Below are 21,616 nucleotides of genomic sequence, written 5' to 3'. Positions count from 1 at the left end.
AATTTCCTTGAAACTTAAGACACTAGCCTATGCGACCACCGCGCTTTGCGCAGTTCTCGTCGCGTCGGGAACACATGCCCAATCCGTCGCGGATATCAAAGCGAATCATCTGCTCGACGGCTTTTCCTTGCTGATGAACACGCCCGAGGGGCGGCACGTGCTGGATCAGAACCTTGCAACCGTCATCGCCACGAACAGCAATGCGACCGAGGCCGAGCGCAATCAGGCCGTACGCGACAACACACTGGCGGCGCTGCTTGGTTCGACCAATAACGGGTTGCTGGTGGCCGATGCGCTCGGCTCGAAGCTGAACTTGGCATTCCAGGCCACGAACTCGATTGCCAAGAACTATAGCTCGACGACGTTCTCGCCCGCCTTCCAGTCGATGATGTCGCAGGCGACCGGTTTTGCGATGTCGGCAGCCAATACCAGCAAGGATTTCTTTGCCAATGGAACCTCGCATGGCGCCCCGGCTACGGGCGTGACCCTGCCGGCGGGCGGCCAGTACGGCATCTATGATCTGGCCTACACGCCGGACCCGGCCCATGCCAATGTCAACGGCAATTCGCGCCCCCTCCAGGTCGCGCCGGATGAGATCCAATCCTTCACCGGAACCGACTATTTCGGTGACGAGGTGGATGTCGCGAGCAGCATCCACTCGACCGTGACCTCCAGCCCCGCCTTCCCCAGCGGGCACAGCGCCTTCGGCTTTTCCTCGACGCTGCTTCTGGCCACGATGCTGCCCGAGAAGTATCAGGAACTGATGGCGCGCGGCGCGGAATATGGCAACAGCCGGGTCGTTCTGGGCGTGCATTACCCTCTGGACGTGATCGGCGCGCGCATCCAGTCGACCTACACGCTGGCGCAGATGCTGAACAACAACCCGGATTACACCGGGCAAAATATCGCGAACCTCTTTGGCCAGCCGATTTCAACGGCGGATGACTTCCAGACGCTCTGGGCCGAGGCGCGGGACGATCTGCGCAGCATGCTGGAAGAGCAATGCGGCGCGTCGATCGCCAGCTGCATCGCCGAAAGCGACGCCGACCGTTTCAGCGACAGCGAGGCCAATGACGCGGCCTACCAGTATCGGCTTACCTATGGCATGAACACGGTCGGCGACACGACCCTGGCCGCCGTCGTGCCCGAAGGGGCCGAGGTGCTGATCGCCTCGCGCTTCCCCTATATGACCACCGAGCAGCTTCGCGACGTGCTGGCCTCGACCGAGTTGCAGTCGGGACATGTGCTGGATGACGGCTCGGGTTGGGCGCGGCTGGATCTCTATACCGCGGCGGGCGGCTATGGAGCCCTCGACAGCGATGTCGAGATCACCATGAGCCAGGCTGCGGGTGGGTTCAGCGCCTCGGACGCGTTCAGCAACGACATCACCGGAACGGGCGGCCTGACCCTGCGCGGCAATGGCACGCTGGAGCTTTCCGGCGCGAACACCTATTCCGGCGCGACCACCGTCGCGGGCGGGACGCTGAATGTCTCGGGCAGCGTGACCAGCGCGACCGAGGTGCAGGATGGCGGGCGCATCGGCGGCAATGGAACGACGGGCGACCTGACGATTGCCTCGGGAGGCAGGCTGGCACCGGGCGAAAGCATCGGCACGCTGCATGTCGATGGCGACCTGACCCTGGCCGAAGGCGCGATCTATGAGCTCGAGGCGGATGCCGAGGGCAATAGCGATCGTGTCGCGGTCTTGGGCACGGCCAGTCTGAATGGCTCGGTCTTCGCGCTGGCGCAGGATGGCGATTACGGCATCTCGACCGATTACACGATCCTGACTGCCGCAGGCGGCGTCAGCGGGGCCTTTGCCGGGTCGAACGTGGATTCCGCCTTTCTGGACACCAGCCTGACCTATGGCAGCAATGACGTGACGCTGCGCCTCGATCGCAATGACACGAGCTTCCGCTCGGTCGCGACGACCGGCAATGGCGCGGCCGCCGCCGAGGCTGTCGAGGCCTTGGGCGAGGGCAATGCCGTCTTTGACGAACTGGTCTTTGCTGATGCCGGTACCGCAGCCGCATCCTTCACCAGCCTCTCGGGCGAGTTGCACGCGACCGTCGCAGGCGCGCTGACCCAGATCGCCAATAACATCGACGGCGCGGTGCGCGACCGTATCGCCGAGGCGACGGGCGACCAGGCCAGTGCCGCGACCAATGTGGCGGAAATGGGCGACGGTCAGCTTTGGTGGCAGGCCTATGGCAATTGGGCCGAGAGCGATGCCGACGAGGTTTCGGGCTATGAGCGCGATGCCGCAGGCACGCTGATCGGTTTTGACGCCGAGGCCGAGAACGGCTGGCGCGGCGGTTTCTATGCGGGTTTCGGCAGCGGCGCGGTCTCACTTGACGACAGCGACGCCCAGGCCGATCTCGACAGCTATCACCTTGGCATCTATGGCGGTACCCGCCGCGAGGCGCTTGGCATCCGTCTGGGGGCGAGCCACACGCTGAACAAGGTCGATACCCAGCGCCACGTCAGCTATGGCAGCACTTCGGAGATGCTGACGGCGGATTACGACGCCTCGACCACACGGTTCTTTGGCGAGGCAAGCTGGCGCTTCCAGACCGGTCAGGCCGCGCTTGAACCCTTCGCCGCGCTTGAGCATGTCATCCTGTCCTCGGATTCCTTTGCCGAAAAGGGCGGCAATGCCGCGCTGGAAAGCGACGGGCTGGACAGCGACACCACCTTCGCCACGCTTGGCCTGCGCGGCGAGCGCGAGGTCAGGTCCGGCCAATCCTCGGCCGTGCTGCGGGGAGAGCTGGGCTGGCAGCATGCCTTTGGCGATGTCGATCCCACCGCCGCCCTGGCCTTTGCCGGCGGTTCCGCCTTCGAGGTGACCGGCGCGGCGATCACCGAGGATGCCGCCATTCTGCGTGGCACGGTGGATATGGACCTGACGCCGGGTGCCAAAGTGTCGGTCGGCTATGCCGGTCAGTTCGGCAAGGATGCCCGCGACCACGCCCTGACCGCCGATCTGCGCGTGCGCTTCTGATCAGGATGGGGCGGGGCATCGCTGCGCCGCCCCTTTCCCGGCACGTCTTTTCCGGGACCCTGAGGACTACCCGACAGCGCGCAGGATTGTGCTTACCGCCATGAAAACGATGATGAGCGAGCCGGGCGTCCAAAGCGCCGCGCGAATGTCGTGAATCTGCGCGGTGTAATAGGCGGCGAAATGCATAAAACGCGTCGCGACATAGCCGTAGAACAGGATTTGCGCGAGCAGAAGCGACGGCTCTGTCGTCACATAGAGAAGCCCTGCAATCAGGAAATAAGGCAGGTTCTCGAGATCGTTGAGTTGAATGCGGCGAATCCGCTCAACGCGTTCGTTGGGAGCCAGTTGATTGGCATGTGGCCGCGGATTCGCCATCGTCTGCTTCAGGTCTTCAGGATTTCGGAACCCGCCATTTTCCGAGACCATTCGGAACACCGTCAGCCAGGACATGGCGACCCCCTTCAGGATCATCAGCGCTGCGGCGATGGCATAAGCAGTGAATACAGGATTGCTCAGGCTCAATTGGTCCATGTGAAAATCCCCGGCACCGGATTGGCGCGTCAAGTGATGGATCATAGTATTTTCTGACCGATCCTCGAAGAGGCACTTCGATGCCGCAGAACGCCCCGTTTTCGCGGCGATCCAGCCCGCGGCACGACGCGATCTTTCCTGTTGATGGCGGGGATGACGTCCCGCGGCGGGCGACACTCCGGCGAATGGCTCACGTGCCGTTCAGGCCGGGATAAGACCGTGGCGCTCCATGATCTCTGAGAGTCTGGCGGGATCCGGCTTGCACGGAACGCTGACCGCGTCGAAGTAGTTGCGACCGATCGTTCCGGGCGTGATCACGGCGAGAATCTTGGCGGTTCCGGCATGCGGCTTTTCGTGATGGTGCACCGCGCCGCGCGGGTTGAACACCGCTTCGCCGGCACGAAGTTTCGCCCCGCGGCTATTGACGGTCACCCTCAGGACGCCCTCTAGGCCGTAGTAACTCATCCGCATCGCGATGTTATTGGACCGCAGGAGCCCATGCCTGAGACGGCACGGTAAACTCAAAGGCCGTCGCGCAGACGTCGCATGCGACAAAGCGCAGTTCCAATTGCCCGATGCGCGGGATCGCGTCGTCTTTCGCTTCTTGTTTCAGCGCATTGCTCCTGCTGGTCTGGCGACCTGTCCGCGAGCGCATGCCGCACTCCATGCACGAAGCGGATTCGCCGTGTTCTCCATCCACTGCCGATCGCCCAGCGACCATCCGATTTGGCGCGCCACAAGCGCATGTCGCGACAGCCCGTCAATTCTCGGGAGGCGCGCACCGGAGAAAAACGTCCGGCGTCTCATCCACCTGAGCCCGCAAGGTCAGGACCTGGCCGAGACGATGTTCGCCTGCCTAAGCGCAAGCCGGACACAGCGAGGGTGGCAATCGCAGAGAAGATCCGGCCGGGATCCCGCCCGACGACACGCCGAAATGCCATTGGAGCCGTGTCAGGCCCCACGGCGGCTTCGGCTTGCGCAAGCCTTCGGGCTTCGAGCCATTGCGGGACGGCCCGTGCTACTTTCCAGCGAAACAAACAATGTCCCAGCGGCCTAGAGACCGATCATTCGCCGTCCCGGCCTATTCGGCAAGCCAGCGGATCGTGATCCTGACGCCGGGCTGATAAAACTGATGCAGGAACTGATCCATTTTCCAAGTTTCCCTGCTTTGAACAGGGCGCACAGGATCAGTGTCTTCGGCCTGACGGGCCACGCAATCCAGCCTTTTCACATGCGAGCGCCCAGCAAGTTCCGAATGGCGCTAGAAAGCTACAAAATCCAGATTTCAGAAGCCTATTCCTATAGTTACACGACCTTTCGCGGTGCCACCATCTACCCCCAGCCATCTGCTTGAGGTGAAGGGATGAGAGACATCTTGTCCGGCCTTGGCCTTTCTCTGAAGGATGAAGCGGATTCGTTGTCGGCGGTCACGCCAGGTTGGTTCGGCTTCGATCTGGGCAATCTCCATGCGACTGAAGACATGGGGGTTCAGACCCATAATCGCGGCCTCTTGGATATGCCCGGGCGTCAACGGTTTGCTCTCTGCAAGTGCCGTTCCCGCTACAGCGTAGAAAGCCAGCGCGGCGAGAGAAATTTTCATCTTCATCGGACCTCTCCAAATCTGACATGGGGCGCGATTTCGCCGGCGTTGCGCTGGCCCTCGCCGACGGCCCGGCTGCAAATGCGTCTAAGCCACGGCCAAACGGTAAAGATGCCATGTCGCGTGGCCCAGTATGGGCAGCACGACGATCAGCCCCACGAAGAGCGGGATCATCCCCAGAGCCAGCGAGACCGCGACGATCAACCCCCAAATCGCCGTCGCTCCCGGATTGCGACGCGCGACGGCGAGCGAGGTCGCTAGCGCGACCGGCACGCCGACAGGACGGTCGATCAGCATCGGGAATGACACCAGACTCACGCAGAGCACGATGACGGCGAAGAGAAAGCCTATACCGCAGCCGATCACGATCATCATCCAGCCCGCGCCGGTGGTGAAGGTTGCGCGCAGAAAGCCCAGAAGGCTGTCATAGGGCTCGGGTCCGAGGGTGGCGGCCCAGATCGCATGGGCGGCGAAGAGCCAAAGGGCAAAGATTACCGCGAGAAGGCAGCCCAGAGTTAACACCGGCCCCAGCACCCGGCCTGTCAGCGTGGCCAGCGCGGGGGTCCAACTGGCATCCTCGCCCTGCTCGCGCCGGCGGCTCATCTCATAGATACCGATCGCCGCGACAGGCCCGACCAGGGGGAAGCCCGCCGCCAGCGGAAACAGCAGATGCACCTGTCCCGCATTCAGCGCCCAAGCGGCAAGGACAAATCCGATCACCGGATAAAGCGCGACCGCCGTGATGACGTCGGTGCGCAGCGCGGCTAGGTCCTCAATGCCCTTGCGGAGCGCCGCCCGGATATCGCCGAGGCCGATCTCGTTGACCTCGGGCAGGGTCATGTCGTGGCTGCCGATCCCACCCACCGCCGCGCTGGCGCTGCGACCGGCATCGGCCAGCCTTTGTGCGCTCCAACTCAGCGGATTTCCAATTGTCTCTCGGTGCATGGCTGCGTCCTCGCTTTCTGGAGGGCCCGGTATCGGGCGAGGCGTCAGCCGGAGACCCGGCTCCGCCCGCGAAGCTGCCGGGTCGAACCGTAATTGAGCTACATCATAGCAGATTCAGCGTGGGGTTGCACTCTTGCAATGCAGCAGGCGGCTGCGTCCGTAAAATATTGGTCAGGCCCAGAGAACGACACGCACCAGAGATCGGCTTGTCCGCTCTTCTTCTTTAGCGGCAATTAGCTCACGCCTCGACGCCCGAGCGCCCGCTTCGCCGCATGCCGCGTGGCAGGAGAATGGACAGGCTTCACAACCCGCGATCGCTGTGATGGAGCAGCCCTATTCTGTTGGCCGGACGACGATCCTGGACGGCCTGTTCCAATGCATCGAAGACGAAACCCGAATGCGGGGAGGTGTGGACGCGTCAACCTATGATCTTGCTGAAGCCACCATTGGTCCGAGCCACGACAATCGACCGGCCGCGTAAACCAAGGTACCATTGGCGCGCATCGGGACCAAGGCGGGCGGCAATCGCGCACTGAATGGAAGCGATCAACCAAGTATTGCCACCCGCTTCCTCTCAGCCCGCAGCGTCAGATGCACCAGCGCAGGTGATGGGCGGTCCCAGCAGGAGGGCTGCCAGCAGCCGTATTTAGGGGCATGGCAAAGGCCATGTCCGACCCGGTATCAGGGCAATTGACGCGATCATGTCTCTGCTGCCCAAAACCGTCGCCGGACAAGGCGTCATCAACTTCGCCCTTTGCCGTTCAAGGCGGGGCTCGGGTCCTCAGCTTGCCCGGCTTTCCTCGAGCAACCTGATATCGGCCTCGATGCTGACTTGCCGCGCTCGGGTGATCGGATAGCGCCAGAGTGCCAGCGATGCCGCCAGGAATAGCAGCGCCGGGATGAGCGTCAGGCCGATGTGAAGCCCCGACAGGGCCTCGGGCGTTTGCTCAAGCACGCTTTCGTCGAAGCCAGTCGTCTTGAGCAGGATGCCGCTGAAGAACATGCCCAGACCGATCCCCAGCTTCATGACGAAGGAGAAAAGCGCGAAAACGATCCCCTGACGGCTGTCGTGGTCCCGCCGCGCGAGGCGGTCCACCTCGGCGATGTCATAGGTCGCGGCGACGCCGAGGATGTAGAAGGACCCGAAATACAGCGCGATGCCCAGATCGAAGAAGTAGATCGTGGTGAAGGTGAAGCCCAGCTTCCAGAAGGCGAAGAACAGCGCCACGTTGATCAGATTGCAGGCCAGCAGCACCGCCTTCTTGCCGAAGCGGTTCGCCAGCGCGCCGATGATCGGAGAGGCCGCGACAACCATCACGCCATAGACGAGGAAGATCGTCGAAATCTGGCCTTCGGTCGCGCCCATGTAATAGATGAAGTAATGCACGGCCAGCGCGGTCAGCATGTAGCCGCCGACTTGGCTGATCAGGCAGAAGGCGATCAGCGGATGGAACTCGCGGATCTTCATCACCGAAAGGTAGCTCGCGAGGAACGAGCCCTGCTCGGACTTGCGCTCGGTGTGGCGTACCGGTTCGCGACCCTTCGTCGCCCAGAAGGCGATGGCGAAGCTGACGAAGGTCAGGGCGCCGATCAGCATGGCAAAGGTTTTCCAAGCCGAGGGATCGCGGAAGGCGGCCTCGCCCGGGAAGACCACGGGATCGGCGAAATAGGTGACCAGCGGAACCGTCCCCGCGGCCACGAGGATGAAGCCGACAAAGTTCCACATCGTCGCCATCGTCCGGATCTGTGTGCGTTCCTTGCCCGAATCCGACAGTTCTCCGCCAAGCGCGATATAGGGCACGTCGACCAGCGTGAACATGGTCCAGAACAGGATGTTCATCACCAGAAAATAAGCCACCTGCGCCATGCCCGAGAGCGCGGGGATGGTGGTGAACAGCAGCACCAGCGTGGCCGCCAGCGGGGCGCAGAAGCGGATGATGAAGGGACGCCGGCGACCCGCGCGGCTTTTGGAATTATCCGAAAGGTAGCCGACCAGCGGATCGGTGACCCCGTCCCACAGGATCGCGACCAGCGAGATCGCGCCGGCCACCGCCGGGTCGAGGCCCACCACGACCGTCAGGAAGATCAGGAAGAATACGTAGAAAAGATTGTAGGCGATGGATTCGCCGAACGTCCCGAAGGAATATCCGAGCTTGACCAGAAACGGGACCTCACCCGTCTCGTGGTTTTCGGCGCACTCTGTCACGAGCGTCATTTTGCCTCTCCTGTTGGTTTATCTTTTTGCCCGGCTTCCGGGGCTTGCCGCGGATCACATCTGCCGACGGCACGGCATGGGGGTGGTCTCGGCCGTGTCGGCAAAGACTTCGCGCAGTTTCTCGATGTCGATGGCCTTCACCACCAGCCCGGCGGGTTTGAAGGTCGGCACGTCCTCGCCCGCCACCAGCGCATTGATCACCGCCTCGTTCACGCTTTCCACGGTGGCGTGGTAGAAAGGATCAAGGCGCTCGTTGTTGATATGCGTCATCGTCAGGACCGGCGCGTCGAGCTGGGGCATACATTCGGCCCGGTTGGCGGTCGAGAAGGCGAGGAAGATGTCGCCCGAATTGTTGCCGCCGGGGGTGCCCGCGCGACCGATCCCGATCGCGGCGCGCTTGGCGAATTGCCGCAGCTGCAGGGGCGTCACGGGGGCGTCGGTCGCGATGATCACGATGATCGAGCCTTGCTCTTTCGACAGCAGCAGGTGGTCGTCGAATTCCGGCCAGAGTTCCTTGCCGGCGATGGTCAGCCAGGGCCGGATGCCGTGATTGGCCTGCACGAGCGCGGCGACGGTATAGCTGGTCCCGGCCAGCTCGACGACGCGCGAGGCCGTCCCCGTGCCACCCTTGTATTCATACGAGATCATGCCATTGCCGCCGCCGACCGAGCCTTCCTCGACCGGGCCGTCCTTGGCCGCGTTCAGGGCCTCGATCGCGTGCCGGGGCTCGACGAACATGGCGTTGATGTCATTGAGCACGCCCGAATAAGTCTCGGCCACCACCGGCATGGCCCAGGCATGTTCCTTGTCGAAGAAATCGGCATAGTGCTCGATCATCCATTTCGTGGCCCCGCTATGGCAAGCCCCAACGCCGTGGGTGTCGGTGATGCAGATCGGACCGATGAAATAGCCGGCATCGTTGATCCAATGCGTTCCGGTCATCTCGCCATTGCCGTTCAGGTCGAACTGGCCAGCCCAGACCGGCGTCGGCATGCCGGCCTCGTCGCCGCGCGGAATGATCGCGGTCACGCCGGTGCGCATGTTCCTCGACGGATCGGTCAGCGTGGTAAAGCCAACCTTGACGCCCTCGACATCGGTGATGGCATTGAGCGGGCCGGTCCTGCCCTTGAACGGGATGCCCAGATCCCTTGCGCGCGGTTTGCTCACATTGTCCTTCCTTCTTCCTCTTGCAATTCCCGAGGGGGCAAGCCCACCCCAAGTCGGATCGCTACCTGCGCGCAGCCGTCGATTTCTGCTTGTCCCGGCTGGTGGCCACAGGTCGGCCCCACGACTGCGCGTGTTCGGGGCCTGCCTGCCATTGATCTTCCTCCTTGCGGCGTCCGGTTTGTTTCGGTGAACTCGCCGACGAATCGCTTCCTCACGCCCAGTAATGACAGTTGTCTGTCATAAATCAATAATGTTACCATTTATATCATGACCAAGCCGACAGAACCCCTGCCCGCCTCGCGCTTCTCGGCACGCCTGCATGAGATTCTGCCAATGCTGAGCAAATCCGAGGCACGGATCGCGCAGTTCCTGTTGCTCAACCAGAGCGACCTTGGCGACGAGACAGGTGCCTCGGTCGCCAGCAAAAGCGGCGTAAGCCAGATCACGGTGAGCCGCTTTCTCAGGCGCATCGGGTACAAGGGCATCTCGGCCCTCAGGGACGAACTCCGGGCGGACCGGGTCGAGGCGCAGGTCAGTGGCAAGGATCGGCAGCTCAGTCTATTGCCCGGAGACCTCTCGGGGATCATCGCGCGCGAGGCCGAGGCCGTTATCGGTCTTGCCGCGCAACTGTCGCGGCCGGAATGGGCAATCGCGATCCAGGCGCTGTGCCAGCGCGACATCGTCTATGTCGCGGGTTTCCAGACGATCCGCGGCCTTTCCGAGGATTTTGCCCGCCGGCTCGGCATCACCCGTGGCATGGTGCAGATGCTTTCGCCGCATGACACCGGCCTGTCGGAATGGATCTCGCATCCCGGTGAGGTCCGGCGCAGCGCGGTCCTCGTGCTGGTCGATATCGTGCCTTATGCCCGCGATGCCGCGGCCCTTGCCCGGATCTGCAAACGCAAGGGGATTGATCTGATCGTGGTCAGCGACGAGTTCAACAACTGGGCCTATGCTGAAACCCCTCTGGTCTTCCATGCCGCGACAAAGGCCGGGGCATTCCTCGAAAGCACCGGTCCGCTGGCCTCGCTGCTGAACCTCATGCTGCATTGCGTCGCGAGCGGCAATCCCGAGCAGACCCGCCACCGGCTGGAGGCATGGCCCGGGCTTTTCAAAGAGTTCGACCTTTACTGAGAATGGGGCAACGCGCCGTTGTGAACCGTCGTAGCCCCTGCTGAGTGTTTCGACGCCGCGGGGGCGGCATTTCACATCCGAGCGCGAGAGCGATGTGGCCGCCGCGTCTCGGTCTCACAAAAAGCAGCGCGCCGCCTGATCAGTGCCTCATGGGGTGGTGCGCACGGTTTCGCTCAACCGAACTCGAAGCCGGAAAAATCGGTCTTGGCCTTCATGGCAGGTCCTCAGTTCCAGGAAGGTGATGATGATGCCGACGCACTGGCTTGCGGAGATGTCGCGGTTCTTGATGATTGTGATCTAGGTCACGGCGCCGCTGTGCCTCATCACGAGTTTCAGGCGCTTCCAGATCAGCTTCAGCGCCTCGACGATCTCGTCTTCGGTCGCGGTCAGGATGTCGGTGACGCTATTGCGGACAAAGTGCCAGGTCAGTTCCTTTAGCGACACTTTCAACCCGTCGGCCACGGTCTCGGGCGCGTTCTCGGCGATGACGGAAGCTGCGGGCGGCGTCATCGGCATTCAGGGGCTCTGCGGCTCTGCGGCTCTGCGGCTCTCTGCGGCTCTGCGGCTCTGCGGCTCTGCGGCTCTGCGGCTCTGCGGCTCTGCGGCAAAGATCCAAGTCTTCGGCGCGACATTCAACAGCGTCAGGCAGGCTCCGAGACCATCCCGCCGCCCCCGATCGGGGCCACGACAGCGTCCAGCCACCGTACCTGCTCGACCAGTTCCGCCGAGCAGGTGGCCTGACCGGCGATCACTCGCCAGTCATTATAGGGATGGACGAACTCGGCCCCGGTCAGTTCATTGATAAATCGCGAGGTCAGCGCCATCACACGCACATGCGGCGCGATGCGTTTCCGCGCCACCAGCATGTCCGAGAGCGAAGGGATTTACATCTCGTCCCGCATCTTACGCCGCCTTCCGAAGCGCCGTCCGAGGTGCGGCCTCGAAACGCGCCGCAACGGACCCCGCGACCAGTTCTGCGGTCGCCGCCGACAGTGTCCAGCCAAGATGGCCGTGGCCGGTATTGTAGAAAACCCCCGCGCGACGCCCCGGTCCCACCTTTGGCAGCATCGAGGGCATCATCGGCCGCAGCCCAGCCCAGGGCACGCATTGCCGGGTCGAGATCTCGGGGAAGTGACGGTTCACCCAATCCACAAGGGGGCGGATGCGGCAGGCGCGGATGTCGCGGTTTTCGCCCGCGAATTCCGCCGTGCCCGCGACGCGGAAGCGATCCGGGCCAAGGCGGCTGGTGACGATCTTGGCGGCATCGTCGAGCAGGCTCAGCTCCGGCGCGGCGTCGCGCGAGGCCGCGTCGCACAGGTTCACGGTGATGGAGTAACCCTTGACCGGATAGATATTGATCCGGTCGCCGAGCATCTGTGCGAGGCGGCGGCTGCCGGTCCCGGCGCAGATCACCACCGCCAGATGGCTGGCCTCGAGGCGCTGGCCTGCCTTGTCGCGCAGGGCGATCCGCACCCCAGTGCTGTCATGGCGGCAGAACAAGATCTCGCTTTCCATCTCGAAACGCACGCCATGTCGCTGGCTGGCCTGCGCGAGTCCGGAAGTGAACAGATGGATATCCCCGGTCGCGTCAGAAGGGGTGTGGAAGCCGCCCGCGAAATCGCCCTGAAGGCGCGGTTCGAGGCGGCGGATGGCCTGAGCGTCAAGCTCGATGCGCTCGACCCCGCCTTGCGCAAGCAGATCGGTCACGCGGCGGGCATGCGCCATCTGGGCCTCGGTCGCGTAGAAATGCAGGATGCCGCGATCAGAGCGGTCGAAGCTGATCCCCTCATCCGCCGCGATTTGGACCATGCGCGCCCGCGCCGCGACCGCCAGCCGCGCGGTCTGGGTGGTATGGCTGGCGTAATGCCGGATATGCCCCAGAAACTCGGCCAGCCAACTGTATTTGTGCCAGCTTGGCGCGAGGCTCAGCGACAGCGGCGCGTCGGATTTCAGAAGCCAGCCCAGCCCCTTGAGGATGGTCGAGGGGTGGTTCCAGACTTCGGCATTCGAGGCCGAAAGTTGGCCGCCATTGGCAAAGCTCGTCTCCATGGCAGGGTAGCGGTTGCGGTCATAGACGGTGACCTCGAACCCGCGCAAAGCCAGTTCATAGGCGGTGGTGACGCCGGTAATCCCGGCACCGATCACGGCGATGGATGTCATTTTCTCACTCCGGTGAATGGTCAGAACACGCCGCTTCCGGCGCATCCCCCCTCTGTCCTTTTGCCTGAGAGCATCGCCGCAATGCGGCTTTCTCCTTCGGCGGATGCGGGCGCATCTCTCTCCAGAGTGTCGGTCCGGCAGTCTTTTTGCCTGAGAGATTCCGGGGCGTTGCTCCGTCGGCGTGGGGATAGCCCCAACTCTCCTGTCCGAACCGTCGTGATCGCGCGCCCGTTCTCACGGGCGCGGGTCTTGTCAGGCGGCCTGTTTCGGGCCATTGGCGGCGCAGATGCCGCGATTCGTGGCCACGCTGAGCACGATGGCGAGGATCCCCGCCGCCGCCGAGCCGAAAAGCTCGGGGATGGGCGAAAGGAAGATTGCAAGCCCCGCAAGGATGCCGGTCATGGCATTGCGCCGCGTTGCGCTATTGGCAAAGAGGACCAGCACCGCGCCATAAAGGGCGGGCAAGGTGTAACTCTTGATCGCCTCGGCGGCGGGGCCGGGCAGGACATTGATGAGGCTGCCCCCGATCAGAACCAGCGCGATCAGGAAGGCCAAGTTGACCAGCACCGAGATGGCGATGCCGATCACCGCCGCAACCTCGGCCTTGCGGCTGCCAGCCTCGGCATTCACCGCGCTCTGGCACGAGATCACCACGGGCATCCGCATATTGCCGATATTGCCCGACAGGAAGCTCATGTAGGTGCCGGCGACGCCGAGAACCGGAAAATAGGAGATCGGCTCGACCACCCACATCACTCCGACAAAGGCCAGGATGGCGAGAAAGCCCGTCACGATCGGCCCGATGCCCGGAAAGGCCCCCAACACGAAGGACAGGTATAGGGCCGGGAAGGTGCAGACCACCATCGCGATCAGCAGGGTCATCCGGCCGATCAGATGGGCGCGCGGGCTGAACTGGGTCTTGTAGAAGTCGTCTTGGGTCTGGTTGTGCATGTTGAACTCCTCCCTGTTCAGGCCAGCGCTTGCCCGGCGGCGTAGCCGGTCGCGAGACCGGCGACGAGGCTCAGACCCACGGCCCATTCCCTCAGCCAGGCCCGATGCTTGCCCGCCGCATGCAGAAGCACCATGCACAGCGCGCTGGTGACGATGGCAGCCAGATCATCCCAGGCGACCGAGATGTTGCTGAGCCAGCTTTTGTCGACCGCCGCATTCGCCCCGAGAATGAAGAAAATCGCGACCGGGGTAGCCGTGCCCGCAGCGCGGATCAGCTGCGGATTGCTGATCGACAGCTTGTCCTGCGCCCGGTCAAGGCTGCGCGTCATGAAGAAGGTCGTGACGAGCCAGCCCATCCCGCCCAAGGTCATGACCCAGACCGAAGCGGCAAAGGCCTGCAGCGTATAGCTGTCCTTGCCCAGTTCAGCCCCGACGGCCTTCGCGCCCTGATCGGCTGCGATGAATTCGAAGATCGCCGAGCCGATCACGCCGACGCGCATCAGCGTCACCGGCCCTCCGACCATGGCGATCAGCGAGACCGCGACAAAGAAGATCGCCACTGCGGGGCCGATCGAGTTGATGGCGGCGGTCTTGTAGACGACCTTCTTTTCCTCGGCCGAAAGGATGTCGTAACGGTTCGAGAAGGCCAGCGTCATGCGCAAGTAAAGCAGCGACTGGATCACGACCACGGCGATGATCAGCGAGGCCAGAAGCCAGAACACCGTGCCATTGGCCGTTTGAAGAACCTGTTCCATATTTCCCCTCCCTATGGCGCGGTTCAAACAAGTTCGGTCTGGATCAGGCGGCAGAAATAGCTGGCCGCGATGCTCGTGATCTCGTCATTGTAATCGAAGGCGGGATGATGCGGCGCGGCACCGGGGCCTGCGCCGATCATCACATAGTTTCCAGGCACGAGTTCGCACATATAGGCAAAATCCTCGCTGCCGGTGAAAGGCGCGATATTGGCGTTGACGCGCTCGGCGCCGACGGTCTCGGCCGCGACTTTCAGCGCGATCTCGGTGGCCGCAGGATCGTTGATCTGGGGGACGAAATTGTCGTTGAACGCGATCTCGGCGCTGCCGCCATAGGTCAGGGCCACGCCTTTCGCGACCTCTTCGAGACGTGCCTTCAGCAGATTGCCGACGGGCTTCTCGAAATAGCGCAGGCAACCCTTGAGCACGGCCTTGTCGGGGATGACGTTATGGCTGTTCGTCCCGGCATAGACATCGGTGAACGAAACGATGCCCGCATCATTGGGGTTAAGGTTCCGCGCCACGATGCTTTGCGCCGTCACCACGATATTCGAACTGATCTGAGCGGCGTCCACGGTGGTCTGCGGCAGGCCGGCATGGCCGCCCCGCCCCTGCACCCGGATGGTGAAGAACGAACAGCCCGCCATCATCCGCCCCGGCCGGGTCAGGACATGGCCGAAATCGAAGCCGGGGGCGTTGTGATAGGCATAGAGCCGGTCGCAGGGGAAGCGGTCGAAAAGCCCGTCCTCGATCATGGCGAGCGCGCCGCCCAGCCCCTCTTCGGCGGGCTGGAAGATGAAATAGACCGTGCCCGCGAAATCGCGCGCCTGCGCCATTCGCCAGGCCACCGCGAGCAGCGTCGCGGTATGGCCGTCATGGCCGCAGGCATGCATGATGCCCGGCACTTTCGAGGCATAGGGCTTGCCGGTTTCCTCATGGATCGGCAGCGCGTCCATGTCGGCGCGCAAGCCGATGGCGCGGTTCGAGGGGCGGTTGCCGCGCAGCACGCCGACGATGCCGGTGCCGCCGATGCCGGTATGCACCTCGTCGAGGCCGAATTCCTTCAGCTTCTGTTCGACCATTTCGGCGGCGAAGGTTTCCTGAAAGCCCAGCCCCGGATTTTCGTGCAGCGCGCGGCGCCATGCGAAAATCTCTTCCTCTTGGCCGATAATCTCATCCAGCAGTCCAGGCAGCATGTCACGAATCTCCCACTTCGTTGCTAATCAAGATAGTTGCATGGTAAGACAATTGCTCAAAGCGATAGTTTCACTTCATATGGCAAAACGCTTCTCGAAATTGCGCGACGTGTCCTCCGGCGGATACGGGAAAGGTCAGGATGCTCAGAAACTGGTCACAGGGCTTCACCGCAGGAAACGCAGCCTATCAATTGAACATGCTGGCAAATGCCTCGATCAAATCAGTCGATGAGGATTTTGTGAGCCTTGTCGGCTTGGACATCCGCTCAATTCGTGTGCTGCGTCTGATCGGCGACCGTCCGGGCATCACATTTGCCGATATTGTCGTTCTGGCGGCGCTGGAACGCAGCCTTGCTTCGCGCCTGATCCAGAATCTGGTGCGACTAGGGCTTGCCGAACGGCAGAATGACGAGAACGACGCCCGCCGCTTTGGCCTGTTCATCACCACGACCGGAAAGACCGTCCGCGAAAAGGCCGATTTCCTGTCCGAGGAACTGACCGATCTGCTGTTCGCGAGTTTCAGCCCTGACGAAGTCTCGGCCTTTATGGCCATGATGGCAAAGCTCGCCTTCTGGATCGACAGCGACGAATACGAGAACAAATCAGCAGAGATCCTGAAGGCCGCTGCAGTCAAGCTGGAGAAGGGACGAGAGGCCGTCTAGGCCCCGCTTGCCAGGATGGCTGCAAGGTCCCGAAAGCGTGTGCCCTGTACGAGGACATGCGCTGGCATTTCCTTTCCTGCCGAGGCCTCGTCGCCCGAGCCTATCGCCTCGGCGATGCGTCGATGCGCGTCAAGCGAGCGGCGCAGCCGACCCCGCGCCCACAATTGCCGCCGCCGATAGGGTTGCAGCATGGCCCTCAGGCGCAGCGTCTCGGCTTTGAGGAAAGGGTCGCGCGCGGGGTGGTAGATGGCCTCATTGGCTAGGTTCAGAAGGCCGCGCTGCGCAAGACCTATGCCGAGATCCATGGCTGAAACCTGACCAAGAGGCCCGCCATGATCCCCGGAACCGAGAAACAGGCCCAACAGGGCAAGAGGCCAGAATGACTAGTGAAGCCGCAAACCGCGCCCGCGACGCCCACCGGCAAGACCCTTCCGTCGCTGCCTCGGGCGATCCGACCGAACTGGGCGTCGTCGATCTCGTTCGCGCGATCCGCAGCAAGGAATATTCCTGCCGTGAGGTCATACAGGCCTGTCTGGCGCGGATCGAGGCCAAAAACCCGACCTATAATGCCATCGTCTCGCTGCAAGACCCCGAAAAGCTGCTCACCGCAGCGGAGAAGGCTGATCGCGCTTAAACCTCGGGCCAGAGCTTCGGGGCGCTGCCTGGCGTGCCGCAAGCCCCGAAGGACCTGAGCGCCACCGCCGGCATCCCGACGACGCAGGGCTCGCCGATCTTTCGCGACAATGTCACGAAATTCTACGCGCGATTGTCGAGTGCGCGCGGCGCGAAGGCGCGATCCTGATCGGCGAGACCAATACCCCGGAATTCGGAATTGGCTCGCATAGCTATAACGCCGTCTTCCGCACCACGGTGAATGCGCTCGATCCACGGCTGTCGGCGGGCGGGTCCAGCGGCGGCGCGGCGGTCGCGCTGGCGCGCCACATGCTGCCGGTCGCGGATGGCAGCGACATGATGGGCTCGCTGCGCAATCCGGCGGGCTGGAAAAATGTCGTGGGCTTCCCCCCGACCCAAGGGCTTGTGCCCTATAGCGCCTGCGGGCGAGGTCTTCGTCCAGTCGCGGATACGGCTTATCTGCTCTCGGTTCAGGCCGGATACGACGCCCGTGCGCCCTTGTCGCTGGATGTCGATCCTATACAATTTCGTCAGGGACTGAGCCGCGATTACAAAGGCGCGCGGATCGGCTGGCCGAAAGAGTTCATGGGCAAGGCCATGGATACCTATCATCGCTGGATGGAGGTGGTCATCGGCCCGACGCTTGCCGGTGTGCCGGTCGCCGCGGTCCCGGCGGGCTTTGGGCCGAAGGGTTGGGGCCAGCCGATGGGGCTGCAGATCATCGGCCCGCGTCGCGCCGAGTTCGCGGTGCTGCAGATCGCCCATTCCTATGAACAGGCGAGCGGCTTCCGAAAATCTCGGCCGCGCTGAAGCAGCAAATCGCGTGAACGCCCGCTTATTCCTACGCGTTTCAAGTCCTTGGGCTATGCGAGAACGTTGTTGACGGCCCCAGTCAGGCGGCAGTTTGACTGCTACTTGATCCCGTCCCGGAACTCATTTTCCTGAATGATCTCCGCCATGCGGTTGTCGCCAGCGAATTTGCGCCATCTGGCCTGCGCAGATGAGCAGCCGAATTGTCATGGTGACCGGTCTTTCTGCTGTCGGCGCGCCGAGGCGAAGGTGCTCTCGATCGGATTGGTTAAATTTATGCAGCTCTGGTGCGGATGTTCGGCCTCGATGGTCGGATCACGGCGTATCCTGCGAACATCCAAGGCAGAGGCCCCGGGGCCATGAAAGTTCGGGACGGCCGATCCTTACGAGGGGGTAGCTCTATCCCATAGGCGCTGACGCCGGATGGGGGCTATTTCCAGCCCCGCAAGGCCGAAGACGAGCAACCGACCTTGGTGCTGATCAAGGCGGATGCATGGGGCAGCAAAGAGGCGCTGGGGCTGGCCGACGGCGACCGTGACGGCAATCGACGCTGGATCGAACTGCTGCCTTGCTTCACTTGGGCTTGCCATCGGCGATGGCGCGGCGCTGATCGAAGCGACAAAGTCTTGCCCGCACCATGTACCGAAGCTGCCGCCCGAATGCTGTGCAGGGCGCGCGGGTGACCTATCGTCGGGCATCGGCCCGCTGGTCCACATCTGCCAGTTGCGTCAGAAAGCGAAGCGCATACCGACAAGCAGGTCGAAGGTTTCGAATTCGCCGTCGAAGCTCTCTTGGTCGGGGCCCTCGAACTCGCCCGACTCGGTCTGGAACCAGCGTGCCTCTGCGTAGAGGCTCCTGCCCGGGTCCAGTGTGTAGCTGACGCCACCGATCAATTGGTAGGCAAACAACGTCTCGGAGTCGAAATCCTGTCCGCCCGCGCTCATTTCCGCCTTGGCCCCTCCGATGCCGCCGCCGAGATAGGGCTGGACCGCCCCGGACGCACCCATGCCGTCGAACATGTACAGCGCATTGAACATGATGGCATTTGCAGAGGTATCGCCGTCGGTCTGGTCGCCTTCGTCACGGTCTCTGACGGTGAAATCTGCCTTGCGATAGGCGTATTCGATCTCCATCGAGATGCGCGGCGTGACGGCCGCTCCGACCGCAACGCCGAGAGTATATCCTGTGTCATGGTCGAAGCTGGGAAGCGCGATTTGCGTCCCATCCTCTTCGAGTGTCGTGTCGAAGTTTGACGGCCAGGTCGCGCCGCCGAAACCCTTGATGTAGAACTCTTCCAGAGACAGGGCCTGAGCGGAGGCCATGCCGGAGCCCCCTGCCAGCGCCGTGATCGCCGCCGCTGCGGCCAAAAGTCCATGCTTCATGGTCCGCTCCATTTCTCTGTTTTCTCCCAACTCGATCTTACACGACCGCAATCGAGGCGTCACTGATTTACGCGTAACGAACGCACCGAAGGCCGGGCTGAAATCGAGCCCCGCTTTGGTTTGGGGGCCCTTTCATGCCCGCCGGACCGAGCGATATGGCTCTAAAGGCTGCGCGCCTCGTACAGGTCATGCAGATCCCGGAAGCGGTCGATACCCCTGAAAAGGTGGCCGGGCGAGAAGTGCGTTCGGGATCGAACTCGTCAAACAGTCTGGCGGAAACTTCCTGCCTTCCAGGCATCCCGATCCTTCCCTATCACCTGAGTCAGAAGCCCCTGTCCGCTCAAGCACGGAGTTTTTGAAAGGGATCAGCGCGAAGCCGACGCTCAGACCTGCCGCAGCCAAGGCATGTATGAACGGACGCATGGCCGCGCCACAGCGCGCATTTACGTGTATTTTACGCCCCCGGTCGCAGATCCACATGGCGCTTTTACGGGGTGGCACCCGGCCTCTGCTGCATTCCGTCTGAAGGAGAATGTAGATGTCAGACATCCTTTATCTCGCCCTCGGCATCGGAGGCTTCGCCCACTTTGCCGCTGCGCTGCGCCTCATCGAAAGGCTGGGAACCGGCCATGTTCGACCTGATCCTCGGCCTCGCCACCTCGGCGGGGATTGTCGTATTCCTGTTGGTCGCGCTTGCGCGGCCGGGCCGTTTCTGAACGAGGCCCACGATGCAGGATATCCTTGCCTATGTGCTTTACTGCGCCGTTCTGACCGGCGCGGCATGGCTTCTGCCTGCCCACCTCGCCCGAGTCTTCGCGGGCGAGCGCAACTTTCTTTCCACCCCGCTCGGCCCGATCGAGCGCGGCCTCTACCGCCTGGCCGGGATCCGCCCGGAGACCGGGCAGGATTGGCGTGGCTATGCGCTGGCCGTGCTGGCTTTCAACCTTTCGGGCTTCGTGCTGCTCTATCTCGTGCTGAGAGTGCAGCATGTCCTGCCGCTGAACCCCTATGGCATCGGCGCGATTTCTGCCGATCTGGCTTTCAATACCGCGATTAGCTTTGTCACCAACACCAACTGGCAGGCCTATTCCGGCGAGGCGCAGCTTTCCTACCTGTCTCAGATGGCGGGACTGACGGTGCAGAACTTCGTCTCGGCCGCGACGGGCATGGCGTTGGGCGTCGCGGTGATCCGCGGCTTCACCGCGCCCAAAGGCAGGATGCTGGGGAATTTCTGGGCCGACATCACGCGGGCGGTGCTTTATGTGCTGCTGCCATTGTCGATCATTCTGGCGCTGGTCCTGATCCTGCAGGGCGTGCCGCAGACGCTGCTGGGCGGGGCGCATGTCACCACGCTGGAAGGCGCCCAGCAGGTCATCCCGCGCGGTCCCGCCGCAAGCCAGATCGCGATCAAGCAGCTTGGCACCAATGGCGGAGGCTTCTTCGGGGTAAACTCGGCCCATCCGCTGGAAAACCCGACGATCCTGTCGAACATCCCGCAGTCGCTGTCGATCCTGCTGATCCCGGTCGCTTTCTGCTTCCTGTTCGGGCGCATGGCGCGGGACGTCCGGCAGGGCTGGGCGATCTATGCCGCCATGGGCGCGATGTTCGTTCTTGGCCTTTGCGTGATCTGGGCGGGCGAGACTTCGGGAAACGCAGCCATCGCGGCGGGCAGCAACATGGAAGGCAAGGAGGTCCGTTTCGGCGCGGCGCTGTCCTCGCTCTGGGCGGCGGCGACGACGGCGGCCTCGAACGGCTCGGTCAACGCGATGCATGACAGCTTCATGCCGCTTTCCGGCATGGTTGCGCGGGTCAACATGGCCATCGGCGAGGTGATCTTTGGCGGCGTCGGCGCGGGGCTTTACGGCATGCTGCTTTACGTCGTTCTGGCAGTCTTCCTTGCCGGGCTCATGGTCGGACGCAGCCCGGAATATCTGGGCCGCAGGATCGAGGGGCGCGAGGTGACGCTGGCCATGCTTGCCTTCTGTCGATGCCGCTGGGCATCCTTGTCGGGGCGGCGATCTCGGTCACCGTGCCGTAGGCCGCCGCGATGCAGGAGGCGGGGCCGCATGGCCTGACCGAGACCCTCTATGCTTATTCCTCGGCGGTCGGGAACACCGGTTCGGCCTATGCGGGCTGGGGTGCTGCGGGGCAATGGCAGACGACCGCCATCGGCCTGCCGATGATCCTTGGCCGCTATGCGATCATCGTGCCGATGCTGGCCATCGCGGGCGCGTTGGTCGCCAAGCAGCCAAGCCCGGCCACGGCGGGCACCTTCCCGACCCATCGGCCGCTGTTCGTGACACTGCTGATCCTCACCGTGGTGATCCTTGGCGCGCTGACCTTCGTCCCGGTCCTCGCCCTTGGCCCCATCGCCGAGCAAACGGCGGTTCTTGCCAACTGATCCCGCGGCCCCGCGCAGCGGGACCGCCCCCCTCATTCATCAAGGGACAAGAGACATGTCCATTGACACTTCCACG

At 63.0% G+C, this 21,616-nt stretch carries 19 protein-coding genes, 1 pseudogene and 1 riboswitch; of the genes and pseudogenes, 7 read left to right on the top strand and 13 right to left on the bottom strand.

Annotated features, from left to right (window positions below):
- The first annotated feature begins 7 nt into the window (after positions 1-7).
- Positions 8-3,001 carry an autotransporter domain-containing protein gene (locus tag ESZ60_RS16375; protein WP_134681797.1) on the top strand — a complete coding sequence of 998 codons (2,994 nt, stop codon included), beginning with the start codon at positions 8-10 and terminating at the stop codon, positions 2,999-3,001.
- Positions 3,002-3,067: 66 nt separating this feature from the next.
- Here ESZ60_RS16375 and ESZ60_RS16370 read toward each other — a convergent pair whose 3' ends face one another.
- From ESZ60_RS16370 to ESZ60_RS16345, 6 genes are all read right to left on the bottom strand, one after another.
- Positions 3,068-3,532, bottom strand: a complete 465-nt coding sequence (locus ESZ60_RS16370) for an MAPEG family protein (protein WP_134681796.1) — start codon at positions 3,530-3,532, stop codon at positions 3,068-3,070.
- A 201-nt stretch (positions 3,533-3,733) separates the two neighbouring features.
- Positions 3,734-3,997 (bottom strand): cupin domain-containing protein, encoded by a 264-nt coding sequence (locus ESZ60_RS21095; protein ID WP_280634008.1) that lies wholly within the window; start codon positions 3,995-3,997, stop codon positions 3,734-3,736.
- A gap of 820 nt (positions 3,998-4,817) precedes the next feature.
- Positions 4,818-5,138 (bottom strand): hypothetical protein, encoded by a 321-nt coding sequence (locus ESZ60_RS16360; protein WP_134681795.1) that lies wholly within the window; start codon positions 5,136-5,138, stop codon positions 4,818-4,820.
- A gap of 81 nt (positions 5,139-5,219) precedes the next feature.
- Positions 5,220-6,077: a DUF2189 domain-containing protein gene (locus ESZ60_RS16355; RefSeq protein ID WP_134681794.1), complete on the bottom strand. Its 858-nt coding sequence runs from the start codon at positions 6,075-6,077 to the stop codon at positions 5,220-5,222.
- A gap of 781 nt (positions 6,078-6,858) precedes the next feature.
- Positions 6,859-8,292, bottom strand: a complete 1,434-nt coding sequence (locus ESZ60_RS16350; protein WP_134681793.1) for an MFS transporter — start codon at positions 8,290-8,292, stop codon at positions 6,859-6,861.
- 54 nt (positions 8,293-8,346) lie between these two features.
- On the bottom strand, positions 8,347-9,459 hold the full coding sequence (locus ESZ60_RS16345) for a DmpA family aminopeptidase (protein ID WP_134681792.1): 1,113 nt from the start codon (positions 9,457-9,459) through the stop codon (positions 8,347-8,349).
- 267 nt (positions 9,460-9,726) lie between these two features.
- On the opposite strand from ESZ60_RS16345, the gene ESZ60_RS16340 reads away from it, so the two are divergent.
- Positions 9,727-10,593, top strand: a complete 867-nt coding sequence (locus ESZ60_RS16340; protein ID WP_134681791.1) for a MurR/RpiR family transcriptional regulator — start codon at positions 9,727-9,729, stop codon at positions 10,591-10,593.
- A gap of 147 nt (positions 10,594-10,740) precedes the next feature.
- On the opposite strand, the pseudogene ESZ60_RS16335 reads toward ESZ60_RS16340, so the two are convergent.
- The 5 genes and pseudogenes from ESZ60_RS16335 to ESZ60_RS16315 all read right to left on the bottom strand — a co-directional run.
- Positions 10,741-11,384, bottom strand: a pseudogene (locus ESZ60_RS16335) (pyridoxal-phosphate dependent enzyme); the annotation flags it as partial.
- Between the two features lie 112 nt (positions 11,385-11,496).
- On the bottom strand, positions 11,497-12,753 hold the full coding sequence (locus tag ESZ60_RS16330; protein ID WP_134681790.1) for a D-amino acid dehydrogenase: 1,257 nt from the start codon (positions 12,751-12,753) through the stop codon (positions 11,497-11,499).
- Between the two features lie 128 nt (positions 12,754-12,881).
- A riboswitch (glycine riboswitch) is annotated at positions 12,882-12,968 on the bottom strand.
- 37 nt (positions 12,969-13,005) lie between these two features.
- Positions 13,006-13,704 carry a hypothetical protein gene (locus ESZ60_RS16325; protein ID WP_134681789.1) on the bottom strand — a complete coding sequence of 233 codons (699 nt, stop codon included), beginning with the start codon at positions 13,702-13,704 and terminating at the stop codon, positions 13,006-13,008.
- A gap of 17 nt (positions 13,705-13,721) precedes the next feature.
- Entirely contained in the window at positions 13,722-14,459 is a 738-nt protein-coding gene (locus ESZ60_RS16320) for a DUF5058 family protein (RefSeq protein WP_134681788.1), read from the bottom strand.
- A 23-nt stretch (positions 14,460-14,482) separates the two neighbouring features.
- Positions 14,483-15,652, bottom strand: coding sequence for an amidohydrolase (locus ESZ60_RS16315; RefSeq protein ID WP_134681787.1), 1,170 nt, complete (start codon positions 15,650-15,652; stop codon positions 14,483-14,485).
- A gap of 140 nt (positions 15,653-15,792) precedes the next feature.
- Here ESZ60_RS16315 and ESZ60_RS16310 point away from each other — a divergent pair, with 140 nt between their 5' ends.
- A complete protein-coding gene (locus ESZ60_RS16310; protein ID WP_134681786.1) occupies positions 15,793-16,314 on the top strand; it encodes a MarR family winged helix-turn-helix transcriptional regulator in 522 nt (173 codons plus the stop codon).
- Here ESZ60_RS16310 and ESZ60_RS16305 read toward each other — a convergent pair.
- The gene (locus tag ESZ60_RS16305) at positions 16,311-16,619 is read right to left on the bottom strand and encodes an FCD domain-containing protein (protein ID WP_134681785.1); all 309 of its coding nucleotides are present in this window, start codon (positions 16,617-16,619) and stop codon (positions 16,311-16,313) included. The genes ESZ60_RS16310 and ESZ60_RS16305 overlap by 4 nt on opposite strands.
- A 74-nt stretch (positions 16,620-16,693) precedes the next feature.
- Here ESZ60_RS16305 and ESZ60_RS21805 point away from each other — a divergent pair, with 74 nt between their 5' ends.
- Positions 16,694-16,948, top strand: coding sequence for a hypothetical protein (locus ESZ60_RS21805; RefSeq protein ID WP_342365245.1), 255 nt, complete (start codon positions 16,694-16,696; stop codon positions 16,946-16,948).
- 119 nt (positions 16,949-17,067) lie between these two features.
- Positions 17,068-17,757, top strand: coding sequence for an amidase family protein (locus ESZ60_RS16300; RefSeq protein WP_342365246.1), 690 nt, complete (start codon positions 17,068-17,070; stop codon positions 17,755-17,757).
- Positions 17,758-18,485: 728 nt separating this feature from the next.
- Here ESZ60_RS16300 and ESZ60_RS16295 read toward each other — a convergent pair.
- Positions 18,486-19,139, bottom strand: coding sequence for an outer membrane protein (locus ESZ60_RS16295; protein WP_167620191.1), 654 nt, complete (start codon positions 19,137-19,139; stop codon positions 18,486-18,488).
- Between the two features lie 728 nt (positions 19,140-19,867).
- On the opposite strand from ESZ60_RS16295, the gene kdpA reads away from it, so the two are divergent.
- Complete coding sequence (gene kdpA / locus ESZ60_RS16285; protein WP_280634007.1) at positions 19,868-21,214, top strand: potassium-transporting ATPase subunit KdpA; 1,347 nt, start codon at positions 19,868-19,870, stop codon at positions 21,212-21,214.
- Entirely contained in the window at positions 21,187-21,540 is a 354-nt protein-coding gene (locus ESZ60_RS21695; protein WP_280634006.1) for a potassium-transporting ATPase subunit KdpA, read from the top strand. Before kdpA ends, ESZ60_RS21695 begins: the two co-directional genes overlap by 28 nt.
- Positions 21,541-21,616 lie beyond the last annotated feature (76 nt).

It is taken from the genome of Paracoccus ravus, from assembly GCF_004522175.1.
GTDB classification, from domain to species: domain Bacteria; phylum Pseudomonadota; class Alphaproteobacteria; order Rhodobacterales; family Rhodobacteraceae; genus Paracoccus; species Paracoccus ravus.
The sequence above is the reverse complement of the archived record's forward strand: the minus strand, read 5'-3'. Positions and strand labels throughout refer to the sequence as shown.